General features: G+C 60.8%; 12 protein-coding genes. 7 read left to right on the top strand and 5 right to left on the bottom strand.

Annotated elements, in window-relative coordinates:
- Positions 1–462 (top strand): LEA type 2 family protein, encoded by a 462-nt coding sequence (locus M2400_RS23665; RefSeq protein ID WP_177047767.1) that lies wholly within the window; start codon positions 1–3, stop codon positions 460–462.
- A 4-nt stretch (positions 463–466) separates the two neighbouring features.
- Complete coding sequence (locus M2400_RS23660) at positions 467–1027, top strand: GNAT family N-acetyltransferase (protein ID WP_259198362.1); 561 nt, start codon at positions 467–469, stop codon at positions 1025–1027.
- A 240-nt stretch (positions 1028–1267) separates the two neighbouring features.
- Here the strand turns inward: M2400_RS23660 and M2400_RS23655 are convergent, their stop codons facing one another.
- Positions 1268–2194, bottom strand: a complete 927-nt coding sequence (locus M2400_RS23655) for a carbon-nitrogen hydrolase family protein (protein ID WP_177115897.1) — start codon at positions 2192–2194, stop codon at positions 1268–1270.
- Positions 2195–2303: 109 nt separating this feature from the next.
- Positions 2304–3188: a LysR family transcriptional regulator gene (locus M2400_RS23650; protein WP_259198358.1), complete on the bottom strand. Its 885-nt coding sequence runs from the start codon at positions 3186–3188 to the stop codon at positions 2304–2306.
- Between the two features lie 118 nt (positions 3189–3306).
- Between M2400_RS23650 and M2400_RS23645 the strand changes: the two genes are divergently transcribed.
- From M2400_RS23645 to M2400_RS23635, 3 genes are all read left to right on the top strand, one after another.
- Positions 3307–4695 (top strand): M20 family metallopeptidase, encoded by a 1389-nt coding sequence (locus M2400_RS23645; protein ID WP_259198357.1) that lies wholly within the window; start codon positions 3307–3309, stop codon positions 4693–4695.
- Between the two features lie 67 nt (positions 4696–4762).
- Entirely contained in the window at positions 4763–6052 is a 1290-nt protein-coding gene (locus tag M2400_RS23640; protein ID WP_259198356.1) for an MFS transporter, read from the top strand.
- Between the two features lie 46 nt (positions 6053–6098).
- Positions 6099–7016 (top strand): LysR family transcriptional regulator, encoded by a 918-nt coding sequence (locus M2400_RS23635; RefSeq protein ID WP_259198354.1) that lies wholly within the window; start codon positions 6099–6101, stop codon positions 7014–7016.
- Here the strand turns inward: M2400_RS23635 and M2400_RS23630 are convergent.
- The gene (locus M2400_RS23630; RefSeq protein ID WP_003217960.1) at positions 6991–7242 is read right to left on the bottom strand and encodes a hypothetical protein; all 252 of its coding nucleotides are present in this window, start codon (positions 7240–7242) and stop codon (positions 6991–6993) included. The genes M2400_RS23635 and M2400_RS23630 overlap by 26 nt on opposite strands.
- Positions 7243–7406: 164 nt before the next feature.
- Here M2400_RS23630 and M2400_RS23625 point away from each other — a divergent pair, with 164 nt between their 5' ends.
- Positions 7407–7727 (top strand): YqjD family protein, encoded by a 321-nt coding sequence (locus M2400_RS23625; protein ID WP_010172915.1) that lies wholly within the window; start codon positions 7407–7409, stop codon positions 7725–7727.
- A 40-nt stretch (positions 7728–7767) separates the two neighbouring features.
- Here the strand turns inward: M2400_RS23625 and M2400_RS23620 are convergent, their stop codons facing one another.
- Positions 7768–8805, bottom strand: coding sequence for an Ldh family oxidoreductase (locus M2400_RS23620; RefSeq protein WP_177079601.1), 1038 nt, complete (start codon positions 8803–8805; stop codon positions 7768–7770).
- A gap of 172 nt (positions 8806–8977) precedes the next feature.
- Between M2400_RS23620 and M2400_RS23615 the strand changes: the two genes are divergently transcribed.
- Positions 8978–14068: a DUF6543 domain-containing protein gene (locus M2400_RS23615; protein ID WP_259198347.1), complete on the top strand. Its 5091-nt coding sequence runs from the start codon at positions 8978–8980 to the stop codon at positions 14066–14068.
- A 53-nt stretch (positions 14069–14121) separates the two neighbouring features.
- On the opposite strand, the gene M2400_RS23610 is transcribed toward M2400_RS23615, so the two are convergent.
- Positions 14122–14391 carry a PepSY domain-containing protein gene (locus M2400_RS23610; protein WP_010172920.1) on the bottom strand — a complete coding sequence of 90 codons (270 nt, stop codon included), beginning with the start codon at positions 14389–14391 and terminating at the stop codon, positions 14122–14124.
- Between the last annotated feature and the right edge of the window lie 143 nt (positions 14392–14534).

Here is a 14534-nt window from a genome sequence, read left to right as displayed (position 1 = left end):
ATGCGCAAGCTCATGGTCCTGTCACTGCTGCTACTCAGCCTGAGCGCCTGCGCGCTGTTCCCCAACCGCGACCCGCTGAACATCAACGTGGTGGGCATCGAGCCGCTGCAAAGCCAGGACCTCGAGGTACGTTTCGCGGTGAAAATACGGGTGCAAAACCCGAATGAAACCGCGATCGACTACGACGGCGTGGCCCTGGACCTGGAGGTCAATGGCCGGCCCCTGGCTTCCGGGGTGAGTGACCAGCGTGGTTCGATTCCACGCTTTTCCGAGACGTTGCTGACGGTGCCGGTGAGTGTTTCGGCGTTTTCCGTGCTGCGCCAGACCCTCGGCTTGAGCCAGACCCAGAGTTTGAATAACCTGCCCTACGTGTTGCGCGGGAAACTGGCGGGTGGCCTGTTTGGCACCATGCGTTTTGTGGATCGCGGGACACTGGACTTCCCCAACACTGCCACCTGGTAACGACATGGACGCCCTGCCTACGCTGTATACCGAACGCCTGATCCTGCGGCCGCTGACCCTCGAAGATGCCGAGGGCGTGCAGCAGCAATTTCCTCACTGGGAAGTGGTGCGATATCTGAATGCCCTGGTGCCCTGGCCGTACCCGGCGGATGGCGCACGCAGCTATCTGGAGAATGTCGCGTTGCCGGCCATGGCGCGGGGTGAGGAGTGGCATTGGTCGATCCGCCTGAAAAGCGCGCCCGGGGGGTTGATCGGTAATGTCAGCCTGATGGATGAGGTGGACAACAACCGCGGCTTTTGGCTCGCGCCGCAATGGCAGGGCCAGGGGTTGATGGCCGAGGCCAGTGCGGCGGTGACCGAGTATTGGTTTGAGGTGCTGGGGCGGCCTTTGATGCGCGTGCCCAAGGCAGCGCCGAACCTGGCCTCGCGCAGGATTTCCGAGCGTACGGGGATGCGGTTGGTCAGGACCGATGAGGGGCAATTTGTCGAAGGTAATTTCCCACAGGACATCTGGGAAATTACCCGCGAGGAATGGCTGAGGATTCGGGGGGCGTCAGTGTTGTAGAGCAAAATCAAAAGCCAAAGCGGGCACGGTCAACTGTGGGAGCTGGCTTGCCTGCGATGGCATCAACTGGGAGTACCTGATGCACCGAGGTGCCTGCATCGCAGGCAAGCCAGCTCCCACAGAAAAGCAGCTCTGATTCAGCTTCAGATTGGCTGGGCCGGCATTCCGGGCGTTTGCCAAAAGTGACCCGCTGTAAGAGCGCAACCCTAAGCCGCCGTCACCGCAGCAACGGATATGCACTCAATCAGCAATAAACCGCACCCCCGGCTTAGCCCGTTCATCCACGCTCAACTCAAAAATGTCAGGCCGGGCATAATGCCCAACCACATCATAGTCATACCGCGCCCGCACCAGATCATCAGTATCAATCCGCGCCACCAGCAACCCCGCGCCACCGAGCAAGGGCCCGGCAATAACGTCACCCATGGGCCCGACGATCACACTGCCACCGGCAATCAACGGCCGTTCCGCCGGCCAGTTGGCAATCTCCACACCCAAGGCCTCGGGCGACGCCTGCACCTGGCACGCACTGACCACAAAACACCGGCCCTCATGGGCGATATGCCGCATGCTCACCTGCCACATTTCGCGCTCATCCACCGTCGGCGCGCACCACACTTCCACGCCCTTGGCGTACATCGCCGTGCGCAGCAACGGCATCATGTTCTCCCAGCACACAGCGCCACCAATGCGCCCCACTGCCGCCTCGATCACCGGCAACGTCGAGCCATCGCCCTTGCCCCAGATCAACCGCTCCGTGCCGGTGGGCATCAACTTGCGATGCTTGGCCACCAACCCGCCCACCGGCTCGAAATACAGCACCGTGCAATACAAGGTGCTGCCACTGCGCTCGATCACACCCAGTACCAGGCTCGCCCCGGTACGCGCCGACAATCCGGCCAGCGCCTCGGTCTCGGCACCCGGCACATCAATCGCGTTGGCAAAATAACGGGCAAAGGCCTCACGGCCTTCAGGCAGGCGATAACCCAACTGGGTGCCAAACCCTTCACCCTTTGGATAACCGCCGAGCAAGGCTTCAGGCATCACCACCAGTTGCGCACCGCTGCGCCGGATGTCGTCCTCGTAAGACAGGATCTGTTCCAGGGTCTCGGCCTTGCCACCCGGCAAGGAACCGATTTGCAGCGCAGCCACGGTAGAAACAGGCATCACGATCACTCCGAATCAATGGGGGTTACCCATTCTCCGGCCGACAGCAATCATGAATAAAGCCCACTTCACTGCTAAATGATATGAGCCAGATAAATATCAAATCCCCTCAGTTAACGTCTTTCAGGGAGCCGATAAGGGTTTCGATAAAAAGCTCGAGCGCCGCCGGTAACGCGCGTTTGGGCATCGTCAGCACCTGGATTGCGCGGTCCGAAAATTGAGGGTTCGACAGCCCAACGGAGATCAGGTCGTCGCTGCCGTTCGCCCGATGGCTGATCGCGCCGCCAAACGCAATGGTGTCTGTGTTGCGAACGAATTCATGGATAGCGCCCGAATAGTTGCACGTCATCACATGATTGAAAGACAGCCCTTCCATCTGGCAAACGAGGTCGAATAGCTGCCTCTGGGTGGAACCCTTTGGGGTCAGCGCCAACGGATAAGGTGACAGCGACCGGAGCGGTACCTGCTTGAGCGTGGCCAGTGGATGCCCCACACGCATCACGGCCCGGATCGGCGAGCGGCTTGAATGCAGGACCTCCACACCTTCGACAGGCTCGGTGCTGAACACCACCCCCACATCGGCATCGCCGCGCCGCACTTTTTCGGCACATTCGTGAGGCGACATCACCTCCAGCACATACTGGAAGGCCGGATTTTGCTGGTAATGCCGGATCAGGACCTGAGGCAGGAAGTAACGGGAAAGCCCCTCGGTGGATACCAGCCGCACCACTTTCGCCTCCGGGTAATCCCCCGCACGCAGCTCCGACAGCAGGCTTTGCTCCTCCAGCGAGGCACGTCGTGCGTGATCGGCCAAGGCGCTGCCGGCAGCTGTGGGCTGCATGCCACGTGGCCGTCGTTCGAACAACGGCACGCCGATACTTTCTTCCAACAGGGCAATTTGGCGACTCACGGCACTGGGGGCGATATGCAAACGCTCACCGGCAGCGGCCAGGGACCCTGAATCGATCACGGCCAGGAAATAGCGATAGTCCACGGTTTGATTCCTTACCAAGGCATCTATTTATTAGAAGTCAAACGTCAAAAAACAGCAATATACAGTGCGCTACGTGACTTCTATATTGGACTGAATCTCAGCCCGCACCGGAACTGTCATGTCCAAGCAACAAGCGCTCGCGAATGTTCGCCAGTACCTGGCCGACGGCCATTTTGAAGCCGACTTACGCCGTCGGGTCGCGATTCGAAGTGAAAGCCAGAACCCCGCCCAGGCCCACGAACTGACGCGGTACCTGCAACAGGAAATACAGCCTGCGCTGGCAGGCATGGGCTTTGAGTGCCAAATGCTCGACAACCCCTCCGACGCCGGGCCTTTGCTGTTCGCATCGCGCCACGAAGGGGCCGACCTGCCGACGATATTGATGTATGGCCACGGCGATGTGGTACTCGGTTATGACGAGCAATGGCGCGAGGGGCTCAGCCCCTGGGCGCTGACCGTGGAAGGCGACCGCTGGTACGGCCGCGGCACCGCCGACAACAAGGGCCAGCACAGCATCAACCTGACCGCCCTCGAACACGTCATCCAGCAGCGCGAGGGGCGCTTGGGCTTTAACGTCAAAGTGCTGTTCGAAACCGGCGAAGAATGTGGTTCTCCCGGGCTGCGCGAGGTTTGCACAATGCATAAGGAGCTGCTGCAAGCGGATGTATTCATCGCCTCGGATGGGCCGCGCCTGAACGACAGCCGCCCGACGATATTCCTGGGCTCCAGGGGTTCTGCGTTGTTTTCCCTTGAAGTCAAGGCGCGGGACAAGGGCCTGCACTCCGGCAACTGGGGCGGCGTGATGTCCAACCCCGCCGTGGTACTGAGCAACGCACTGGCCAGCCTGGTGGACAAGCACGGACGTATTCGCTGCCGAACGCTGGTGCCGGGCGCCATCCCCGAGTCGGTGCGCGAAGCCATTCGCGACCTGGGTATCGATCAGCATTCCCTGGGCCGACCTTTGGATATGCAGTGGGGCGAGCCCGGCTTGACCTTGGGTGAGCGACTTTTCGGTTGGAACACCCTCGAGATCCTGGCGTTTACCGCCGGTAATCCGTCCAAACCCGTCAATGCCATTCCACCCAGCGCCATCGCTCATTGCCAGTTGCGCTTCGTGGTAGGAACCGACTGGCAACACCTGGAAAGCCTGCTGCGCCAGCACCTGGATGCCGAGGGCTTTGAACAGGTCAATATCGTGATAGACCGTTGCACACCTGCCAGCCGGCTGGACCCTGACAACCCATGGGTGCGCTTTGCCAAGCAGTCGATTGCCGACGCCACCCACCGGCCTGTCGCCGTGTTACCGAACCTGGCGGGCACCCTGCCCAACGATATTTTCGCTGACCTGCTGGGCCTGCCCACACTGTGGATACCCCACTCCTACCCCGGCTGTTCACAACATGCTCCGGATGAACATCTGCTGGGCTCGGTAGTCCTCGAGGGGCTGCAAATCATGACCTCGCTTTTCTGGGACCTGGGTCACCTCGCGCCAACCCAACAACAATAAAAAGTCGGGGTCAGGTCGACCCTTTTTATCTGCCGCTCACCCCCTTATAAAATCAGGAGCGTCAAGCATGACAGCGTTATCGTCCCCCACCGTTTCACCCGCGGTCGCAAAGGCCACGCCCCTTTGGAAACCCGTGGGCGCCGCCTTGATCGGTAACACGCTTGAATGGTTTGACCTGTCGGTGTACGCCTATTTTGCGCTGACCATCAGCAAGGTATTTTTCCCGGCCGCAGACCCGGCGGTCTCGCTGTTTCTCGCCTTCGCCACCTTCGGGCTGTCGTTTCTGATCCGGCCGCTGGGCGCCGCCGTGCTGGGTTCCTATGCCGACCGTGAGGGCCGCAAGAAAGCGTTGACGCTGTCGATCATGCTGATGCTGATCGGCACGGCGATGATCGCGGTCATGCCCAGCTATGCCGCCATCGGGATTATCGCGCCGATTGGTATTCTGCTGGCCCGTCTGCTCCAGGGCTTCTCGGCCGGCGGTGAGTTCGGCAGTTCAACCGCCTTCATGATGGAACATGCACCGCAAAAGACCCGCAATTTTGTCGCGAGCCTGCAGTTTGCAAGCCAGGGTTTTGGCGTGGTCATCGCCTCGTTGTTCGGCTATTTCTTGACCACCAACCTGAATGATCAACAGATGTTCGACTGGGGTTGGCGCGTGCCGTTTTTCTTTGGCTTGATCCTCGCCCCGGTGGGCCTGTACATCCGCCGCACGGTGGATGAGTCGCCCGACTTCAAGGAAAGCGAACCCGGCTCGCGGCCGTTGCGGGAAGTGCTGTTCTCGCAGAAGACCTTGCTGCTGGTGGCCATGGGCGTGCTGATCGTGTCGACAGCGTCCAACTTCATGATCAAGTACATGCCGTCCTATGCCGCCACCACCTTGAACATTCCCCAGTCCACAGGCTTTTTGGCCACGCTGTCAGGTGGGCTCATCCTGACCGTGGTCACGCCGGTGGTGGGGTTCATCACCGGTTACGTCAGCCGGATCAAAATCATGCTTTGGGCCTCGGCCATTTATATCGTCGCGATTTTCCCGGCATTCGTCTGGCTCAACAAAGTCGCCAGCGCAACCTCGTTGTTGCTGGTGGTGTCGATGATGGCGTTGATCAAGGCGGTCTATTTCGCACCGCTGGCATCACTCATGGCCGATGTGTTTCCTGTGCGCACCCGAGTGACCGGCATGTCGCTGAGCTACAACCTGGCCGTGACCATTTTCGGTGGCTTTGCCCCCGTGATCGCAACCGGGCTGATCGCGCTGACCGGCTCGCAACTGGCGCCGAGCTTTTACCTGATTGCGGCAGCCGCGCTGAGTATCAGTGCGCTGTGGGTGGCCAAGAGAAAATTGCAGCTGGTGTAGGGGCGTTATACATTCGGGGCATATTCGGCCACGCACTATGAACCTGATGAATATCGCTAACGTCGATCTGAACCTGCTGAAAACCTTCGAAGCCTTGCACGACGAGTCCAGCGCCAGCCGCGCCGCCCTGCGCCTTGGGGTCACGCAGTCGGCCATCAGTGCCGCACTGCGCCGCTTGCGCGATGTGTATGGCGATCAATTGTTCGTGCGCACCGGTCGGGGACTGGCGCCGACCTTGCGGGCCAACCAGTTGAAGCCGGTGATCAGCGAGGCGCTGGATCGCTGCCGCCAAAGCCTGGCGATGGTCGACCCCCAGGGCAGCCACTATCAGGGCCGTTCGGTGGTGCTGGGGTTGTCGGATGATTTCGAGATTGCCTACGGCCGCCAGCTGATCGATGAGATCGCCCGACGCGCGCCGAAGCTGCGGCTGATTTTCCGCCAGACCCACAGCCAGATCGTCGCTGGTGCCCTGCTCGACCGCAGCCTGGACCTGGCGATCACTGCCGGCGGTTTTGCCGAGCGCCGGCTGAGCCGCCAGGTACTCGGGGAAGGGCATTATGCGTGCCTGGTGGACCCCGCCAGCCTGGCGCCGGGGCAGCAGGCCATCGACCTCGACGAGTTCGTGAGGCGTGAGCATGTATTGGTGTCGTCAGGCGGGTTTATCGGGATTACCGACGAGGGCCTGGCCGCCCAGGGCCTGAGCCGGCACATAGGGGCTTCAACCACGCATTTTGCGGCATTGCCGTTTCTGCTCAAGGGCAGCGAGGCGGTGGCGACCATTCCCGGTCACGCTGCCCAGGCCATCGCCCGGATGACCGGGCTGAACGTGCTGCCCTGCCCGCTGGCGTTGCCGCGTTACCCGGTAGAACTGGGCTGGCGCACCCAGGCGCAACTCGATCCGTTGCTACTCAAGGTGCGTGAGGCGATAGAGGCTTGTTTTACTTCGCCGCCATCAGGCGATTGACTTCACTGCGCACCATGTTGGAAAACTCCGGCGGCGACATGCCGTCGAGTTCCGCGCGTACCCATTCGGCCCATTTGCCCTTGCGCTTGGCACGTTCGCCAAACAGGCGGGCGGCCTCGCCCTTGGCCTTGCCCAGGTTGCTTTGCCACAGGTCGTAGAGACGGGACTTTTCATCTTCCAGCGCGGCGCGCTCGGCGAGGGGCTTGTTGGCCAGATTGAAGCTCATGTTGAATTACCTGCTGCACAAATAGGTGACATCTTACACTGTAGGTCGAAATTTCCGGGTCTGGATTTAACCCAAACTGACGTCAGGGGAAAAAAGCTGCAACTTTTGCCCGCGTCAAACACTCCATTGTTCATTGCCACATCCACCTGCAAGGAGTTAACCCAATGGCCCGCAAATCTGCCGCCCAAGCCGTCGAAGAGCAAATCAAGGATCAAGCCTTCAGTGAACTGACCGCACTGATCGAAGAATCGGACAAGCTGCTCAAAAGCAGCGCGTCACTGGTGGGAGAAGAAGGTGAAACCCTGCGTGAACAGGTCGCCATCAAGCTGAAGCAGGCGCTGGACTCGGTGTCCAACGTGCGCGAGCGCAGCAAGCCGGTGGTGGACGCCACTGAGACTTACATCGGTGGCCATCCGTGGCAGACCGTGGCGATTTCCGCCGGGTTTGGCCTGGTGGTCGGCCTGTTGCTGGGCCGCCGCAACTGACCTGACAAAATGCCTGCGCCCTCCCCGGGCGCAGCGCACTTCATAGCTGTGCCAGCACCCGCAACCGCTTCAATTCCTGGCTATCAAGCTCGATCCCGTCGACCAAGGCCTTCGCCCGTGTGCGATGGCGTCGATCCCCCGGCAAACGCCGTAAACCTGCCGCATGCATCTGTCGCACCAGTTCCTGGCTGCGCTCGGCGAAGCTCTGCCCGGCGGTTTTGCTCGGGTCGATCACGATCAGCAATTGGCCGGTCCACGGGGTGCGGGCACCCGGGTGATCGGACCAGTTGAACTCAAAGGAGAAATTGCCGCCTGTGAGGGCCGCTGCCAGCAACTCCACCATCATCGACAAGGCCGAGCCCTTGTGCCCGCCAAACGGCAGCAGTGCACCGCCTTCGAGGATCGCCTTGGGGTCCTGGGTGGGCTGGCCGAGGCCGTCCACGCCCATGCCCGGCGGCAGGCGTTCGCCCTTGCGCGCGGCAATCTGTACGTCACCGTGGGCGATGGCGCTGGTAGCCAGGTCAAATACGATCGGCAAACCATCGGCGCGAGGCGCGGCAAAGGCAATCGGGTTGGTGCCGAACAGTGGCCGGTCGGCGCCGTGGGGCACCACGCAGGTCATGCTGTTGACCACGCTCAAGGCCACCAGGCCTTCTTCGGCGAAGGGCTCGACATCCGGCCAGAGCGCCGCAAAGTGATGGGAATTGTGAATCGCCAGCAAGGCAATCCCGGCGCTGCGGGCCTTCTCCACCAACAACGGGCGGGCGGCTTGCAGTGCAGGCTGGGCGAAGCCATTGGCGGCATCGACACGAATGAAACCGCTGGCCACATCCTCGACCACCGGTACGGCCTTGCCATTGACCCAGCCACTGGCCAGGGTCGACACATAACCGGGAATGCGAAACACGCCGTGGCTGTGGGCACCATCGCGCTCGGCACTGGCGCAGTTCTCGGCGAGTACCTGGGCCACGTCGGCCGATGTGCCGTGACGCACGAAGACCTGGCGCAGCAGGTCGGTCAATTGGGCATAACTGAGTCGCTCTGATGAAGACTCGACATCCAAAGGCGATGCAGACATCTGAAGCTCCCGTTTAATTATTGGAAAGGGCAACAGCGTACAAAGAATCGGTCCGACGATTAGACAGGGTTTGCCCCATGGCTGTCGACAGGGAACGCCAGACATATCTAGCGCCCTGGGGCGATCGCGGGTGAGTAGGGTCAACACCTCAATTTGCCCAAGGACCCGGAGCATGAGCCAGACTCCCCTACCCTACTTTTTCCCTGAAGCGCTGCGTGATGGCTGGAACGTTTCGGATCGTGAACGGCAGCTGGGCCTTGACCGCAAGGACCATGAATTTCTCGGCAAGGTGTTTTTCGCCACCGACACTGCGCGCCGCCAGCAATCGCCGCCAATGATTGCCCAGCGCATCTGGCTCGATAAACACCGCCCCGACGCGGTCGAGCTGGCGGGCAGCTTTATCTTGAGCTCGACCACTGCTTACCCCCACGCGTTCCTCTACACGCCCTACGGCGGCCTGGAAAAGTTCGATAACCGCACGCAAATACTGGCCGCATTGAGCGAGCGTATGAAAGTCCCGGATCAAGCGGCGCAGCTGCTGTGTTTCCTGCCCCTGCAAACACAGGACGCGCAGGTACCAGACAGCACGCGAGTACTGACCGCCGAAGCCATACTTGAGGGGGTTTTTGAAGAGCAGGAAGTGACCCTCAGCGGTTATCAGGACAAAAATCGCCAGGCGATGCTGACTGAGTTGAAACAGCTACCGGTGCTGAATAGCTTGCTGTCGCAACTGCTGGCCATGGTCTGTCGCCCGCTGTTCCCCGAACTTGACCCCAGCGCCGCGCGTGTCAGCTTTTTCGCCCGCCAACCACTGCAGAACCGCACACCTCACTGGCTTGACTCCCTGCAGATCACGGATGCCGTACTGTTGTTTTACCGCGAGCAAGCGTGGCCGTCCGGGCAAACCCGCGAGTTTATCCATCCCCGGCGCACACCCGATCCCAAGGATGCGCAACGCTGGGAAACCGCGATCCGCCAGGCCGCCGGGCAACTGACGCCGTTCCTGCAAAGCGCGCTGGAGACGTTCTGGAACAGCGAGCTATCACCGGGTCTTTCCCGTCGGGCCTTTTTCGCCCGCGCGATGGCGGCAAATGCACGGCTGGACCTGCTGCTCAAACGCCAAAACTCGATCATCAGTGCCGCGCAAAACCAGGCGCTGGCCGCGCTGTACCAAACCGAAAACGTCGCCGATACGCTGCGCTTCGAAAAGGTGCAGATCTGGGAGCACCCGTCCAACACCGTCTCACTGGCCAGCACCTTGATGATCGGTAACACCCAGACATTTTTCTACACCCCGGGCCTGGGCCTGCAAGTACTTGGAAACTACGATGACTTGATGAACGCCCTCAAGTCGATGGCCAAGGCGCCGGGTTATGACGAAGGCCTCTACAACCTGATGTCCCTGCAAGAGCGGGCGCTGTTTGCCGGCTTCCAGGCGCCGCAGTTTTCCGGCGTGCGCCTGCAAGGCAACCTGTTTGAGCAGTTGTTCGAAGAGATCGTCGTCAAGCAACAGCAGAACCTCGGCTATGCCCTGGACCTGTACCGGCGCACGCGAGCCGCCATAGAGCCCTCGGCCCTGGTGGATTATGCGCTGGACGTGCGCTACATGATTGACAGCCAACTGCCGGGCCTGGATACCGCGGGCCGTTGGACCGCGCACTCGGTGCTCGCCGACCCCACACGTCCGGTATCGCTCACCGCAGAGCGCGCCACGCTGCTGCAAAAGCAGATGGACAGCATCGAGGAGTCACTGGCCGTGCAGGTCCGCGCCCAACCGACCCTGGCGGGCAGCATCCGTCAGGTACTGGCAGCGCAGTTCAACCTTCACCTGCTGAGCGACCTGGACGCCGATGCGATCTACATCAACCGATACGCCGGTACCGCAGGTGCAACACAAGCGGCACCGCCCCTGGAAAGTCAAAGCCTGTCCAGTTACCTCGTCGGGCGCTTGACCCGAGGCCTCGGACCAATCCCCCAAACCTCCGACTACGGTTTGTATCACCCAGCGAAAAAGAGCCTGGCGAAAAAAACCACCCGCCTGGACATTACGCGGGCCAACACCATGCTGGACGCGGCGCTGGTTCAATTGCGCAACCACGACATTGCGAGCCTGCCCCGTGTGTATCTGGAAAACCTCAAGGCCCCCATGGCCCATGCCATGTCGGTGGCCATCCAGGGAGAAGCCCGGTTGCGGCGTCTCAACAACAGCCTGGACGCCCGTGACCAGGCACTGGTCAACACGGTGTTTGATCATCAATACCCGGATCGGCGCCGGCGCCAGGGGCTGGATGGTTTCGTTCCGGACGCCTATGCCCTGACCGTCGAGCCGTCGGGCCAAGCGCAACGGGTGCCACTGGCCCATTGCCTGATACTCACCGAACGCGGTGGCCTGGACCCGTCCCATTCCGGCAGGGCGCTGATGTGGACACCGGCACGTAGCCTGGAACGTTTCGCCAACATCGCCCAATTGCGCGCCGAGCTTGAACGCCGGCTCGCCGATCCCGAGCGGCGCGGCTCGCTCCTGGACAACCTCGATCCACGCCAACGCAAGCCGCATCTGCACTACGCCCTGGGCAGCTTCATGCTGATCAACGGCGATGTGGCGCAACATCGCCAGCAGTCCTGGATAGACCACTGCATCGCACAGCGCGTCCACTGCCTGACGCTCAATTTACCCGGTAGCGCACTGTTAAACCGTTTCGCAGCGCTGGACAAGGCCTTGCCCGTCACCGGCCTGCGACACACCGCACAGATCGCCCAAACCCTGATGGCGCAACAGTCCTTGCCCGCCTGGCTGGGCATGGCGCCGGTCATGGAGCAGCAACGCCATATGGAAATCCTTGAGCAATACCGCCATAACCTCAACGATGACACCGATTACCTGCACGACTTTTCATCACTGTCCCAGTATGTCCACGACAAGCTCAGTACCTTGTTGATGGACTACACCGTGTCCCCGACAAACGTCTACATCAAGCCCCGTCTAGTCCTCGCCGGGCAACGGCAGAACCTGGTGGATTACGCCCTCAATCACATCACGCAGCAAGCCGCCACCTTCGACGTCGATTCCACCGTCACCGGCCTGACGCCCGCAGTCATACGCCAGCTATTGGCACGCCTGACACTCAAGCAGGACAAACAGGCCTATCTGGCCGAGAAACTCACCCCGGGCAAACCCGGTGCCGCGGCTCGCGAGCAACGGTTTATCCGGCAGTTGCCCTGGCAATTATTGCAACATGCCCACGCGCTGATGCTGCAAGAGCGCCTGTCACCCGCAGGTTTGAGCCTGATTCAGCAGATCGTCGACATGCCCGACGCCATCGCCCGCGCCGCCGTCGAAGGCGCCACCGCGATCATCCGCCCGCTGGAGTTGATCGCCACGGTGGGCGCCCGCGCTATCAAGGCCCTTGGGGTCTACGTGATCAGCGCGACCGAAAAACAGCCACTGGTGCTGTACACGCCGTATTGCCCGCAGTTGACGTTCCAGGAGTTTGAAAACCCGGCCAGCCTGCTGCATCGCCTCAACCTCCCCGGCCAGTTGCAGGACTGGGTCATCGGCCTGCTGCCCACCACCGAACAGGCCACCTACAAAAACCTCTGGGCCAGTACGGCAGGCAGCGTTTCCGAAATCTCCGTGGCTACCACGCCGATCCAGGGCCATGCGCTCAAACACCTGTACCGGGACAACATCGCCCTGATGTCGCACATGCTTGAACAGCAGAACCAGCCTGACGGCCAGTCCGGCTGGGACACCATCAAGGCACTGTTTACCGGTGGCCTGCAGCAGGCACTCGAGTTGTTGCCCGGCAAGCTGATGCTGCCGATAGTGGTCTGGCAAAGCTACCGCCTGTTCAAGGCTTCCGCCGAAGCCTTGCAGCAACACCAATGGCGCCTGGCACTGCAGACGTTTATCGATGGCGTCGGACAAATGGCTACGTTGCGCGAGCTGATGCACACACCGTCGATTACAACCGACGCTGAACCACCCTCAGAGATGACGAAAAAAAACCGCACATGGCAGGAGATCGACCTGACTGCCCAGGCACGCACCCGGCTGCAAGCCTACGAGGCCCACGAGCCAAGCCTGGAATCACCGAGTGCCACCACCGGAGTTTTCACCACAAAAACCAACCGTCATTACCTTCCCTATGAGGGCAAGGTCTATCACGTCGAAAAGAGCGGCAGCGACTGGCGGCTGTTCAATGCGCAGTCCAAAGGGCCTTACATGCACCTGGACACCGAGCGCAAATGGCACCTGGATGCCCGCCCGCTGATACGCCGGCACGGCCCCGGCTTCAGCCGAATGCTCGAACGGCGGGCCGTCAGGGGCGTGGCACACGATGTGATGAACATCGAAGCGCGGGGCATGGCCGCGATTCGGCGCCTTTCGCCACGCAGAGCCCAGGCGATAGTCGATGCGTTGGACCTTGCGACGTTTTACCTGCACAACTGCCAGCAGAATCTCCAGTTGCTGGCCCCCCAATACCCGCGGGTCACCCGCATCCATCGCTTCGTCAACCGCTTCTTTGGCATCCCGGCAGACACCGACACCGGGCCGGGGGAATTTCCTCAGGCGCTGGTTAAAAAGCTCCAGGCCACGGTCGATGCCATCCTCGAAGAAGTGCTGGACCCGTCGCTCTACTCACTCAATTCCAAACGGTTCATTGCCGGCGCGCATATCGCAGAGCCCGAACGGCACTGGGCCTTTACCATCGACGATGACCCGGACCGATGCATCTACCTCTCCGAAAATTTCTTCACTACGCCCATGTCACTCTTCGAGGGCCAATTGACCGGCCACTTCGATAGGGAAATGCACGCCCGCGCCACCACGCTGATCCACGAGTTGACCCACATTGTCTGCAACACCGTCGACGCCGCCTACCTCAATACGGTCGCGCCTTTTTCCGACCTCATGGAGGTCCAGACCCAGGACGGGCGCGAGCTTCGCGACTGGATACAAGACCTACAGGAAAATGCCTACTCGGTGAGCACGCCCTTCAGGCAGTTGTTCAAATCAATGGATGCTACGGGTGCGTTTGGGGAGGACTTGGGAACCGATCCCGAAGACGATTACATCAAGGAGCAGATTCTGCAGACCACCGGTGGCGTGGACTTGAGTGATGCGAGAGGGATTTTCAAAACCAACCTGACCCGGCGATTCGATACCCAGGTGGATAACGCCGACTCATTGATCCTGCTGATTACCACCCTGGGACGTCAGTTGGACCCGATACCGGCCGTAGGGCATCAAACGCCGTAAAGCGCATGCCTGCGCAGGCCCCGCCGGGTCTGCGCAGGTTCAATCAACGCCTATCAGTCTTTCTGGTCGCGCAACACGTTGCCTGAGGCGCCGTCGATGCGGAACTCATAGACGATGCCATCGGACTTGCGCCCTTCCCCTTCCCAGTAGCCATCGTTGTCGGCTTCGATCTTGTAGATCTCGATATAACCGGCCTTGGTCTTGGCCGTCTCGATGGCTTTTTCGATGGTGATCCATCCCGCGCCCGGCTTGTCGGCCAAGGCGGCCCCGGCGCTGAGCAAGGCAGACGTTGCAACGAGGGCGGCTAAGGTTTTCTTAAGCATTTTGGTACTCCATTGAGGGAAAGAATGTGACCTGTCCTGATTTTTAGGGCCTTGCAGACGAGAATTAGTTCCAATTGATGTTCATTCGCCATGATGGCTGTTCTCCCACTCCTGCTGTGGAGGTTAGAATGTGGGAAATCAGG

Origin of the sequence: Pseudomonas sp. BIGb0558, assembly GCF_024807515.1 — a bacterium.
Classification (GTDB): domain Bacteria; phylum Pseudomonadota; class Gammaproteobacteria; order Pseudomonadales; family Pseudomonadaceae; genus Aquipseudomonas; species Aquipseudomonas yamanorum_A.
The sequence above is the reverse complement of the archived record's forward strand: the minus strand, read 5'-3'. Positions and strand labels throughout refer to the sequence as shown.

What these genes read in the sequence shown, in the direction of transcription:
- M2400_RS23665 (WP_177047767.1), top strand. Translation starts at nt 1, where the DNA reads ATGCGCAAGCTCATGGTCCTGTCACTGCTGCTACTCAGCCTGAGCGCC.
- M2400_RS23660 (WP_259198362.1), top strand. Translation starts at nt 467, where the DNA reads ATGGACGCCCTGCCTACGCTGTATACCGAACGCCTGATCCTGCGGCCG.
- M2400_RS23655 (WP_177115897.1), bottom strand. Translation starts at nt 2,194, where the DNA reads ATGCCTGTTTCTACCGTGGCTGCGCTGCAAATCGGTTCCTTGCCGGGT.
- M2400_RS23645 (WP_259198357.1), top strand. Translation starts at nt 3,307, where the DNA reads ATGTCCAAGCAACAAGCGCTCGCGAATGTTCGCCAGTACCTGGCCGAC.
- M2400_RS23640 (WP_259198356.1), top strand. Translation starts at nt 4,763, where the DNA reads ATGACAGCGTTATCGTCCCCCACCGTTTCACCCGCGGTCGCAAAGGCC.
- M2400_RS23635 (WP_259198354.1), top strand. Translation starts at nt 6,099, where the DNA reads ATGAATATCGCTAACGTCGATCTGAACCTGCTGAAAACCTTCGAAGCC.
- M2400_RS23630 (WP_003217960.1), bottom strand. Translation starts at nt 7,242, where the DNA reads ATGAGCTTCAATCTGGCCAACAAGCCCCTCGCCGAGCGCGCCGCGCTG.
- M2400_RS23625 (WP_010172915.1), top strand. Translation starts at nt 7,407, where the DNA reads ATGGCCCGCAAATCTGCCGCCCAAGCCGTCGAAGAGCAAATCAAGGAT.
- M2400_RS23620 (WP_177079601.1), bottom strand. Translation starts at nt 8,805, where the DNA reads ATGTCTGCATCGCCTTTGGATGTCGAGTCTTCATCAGAGCGACTCAGT.
- M2400_RS23615 (WP_259198347.1), top strand. Translation starts at nt 8,978, where the DNA reads ATGAGCCAGACTCCCCTACCCTACTTTTTCCCTGAAGCGCTGCGTGAT.
- M2400_RS23610 (WP_010172920.1), bottom strand. Translation starts at nt 14,391, where the DNA reads ATGCTTAAGAAAACCTTAGCCGCCCTCGTTGCAACGTCTGCCTTGCTC.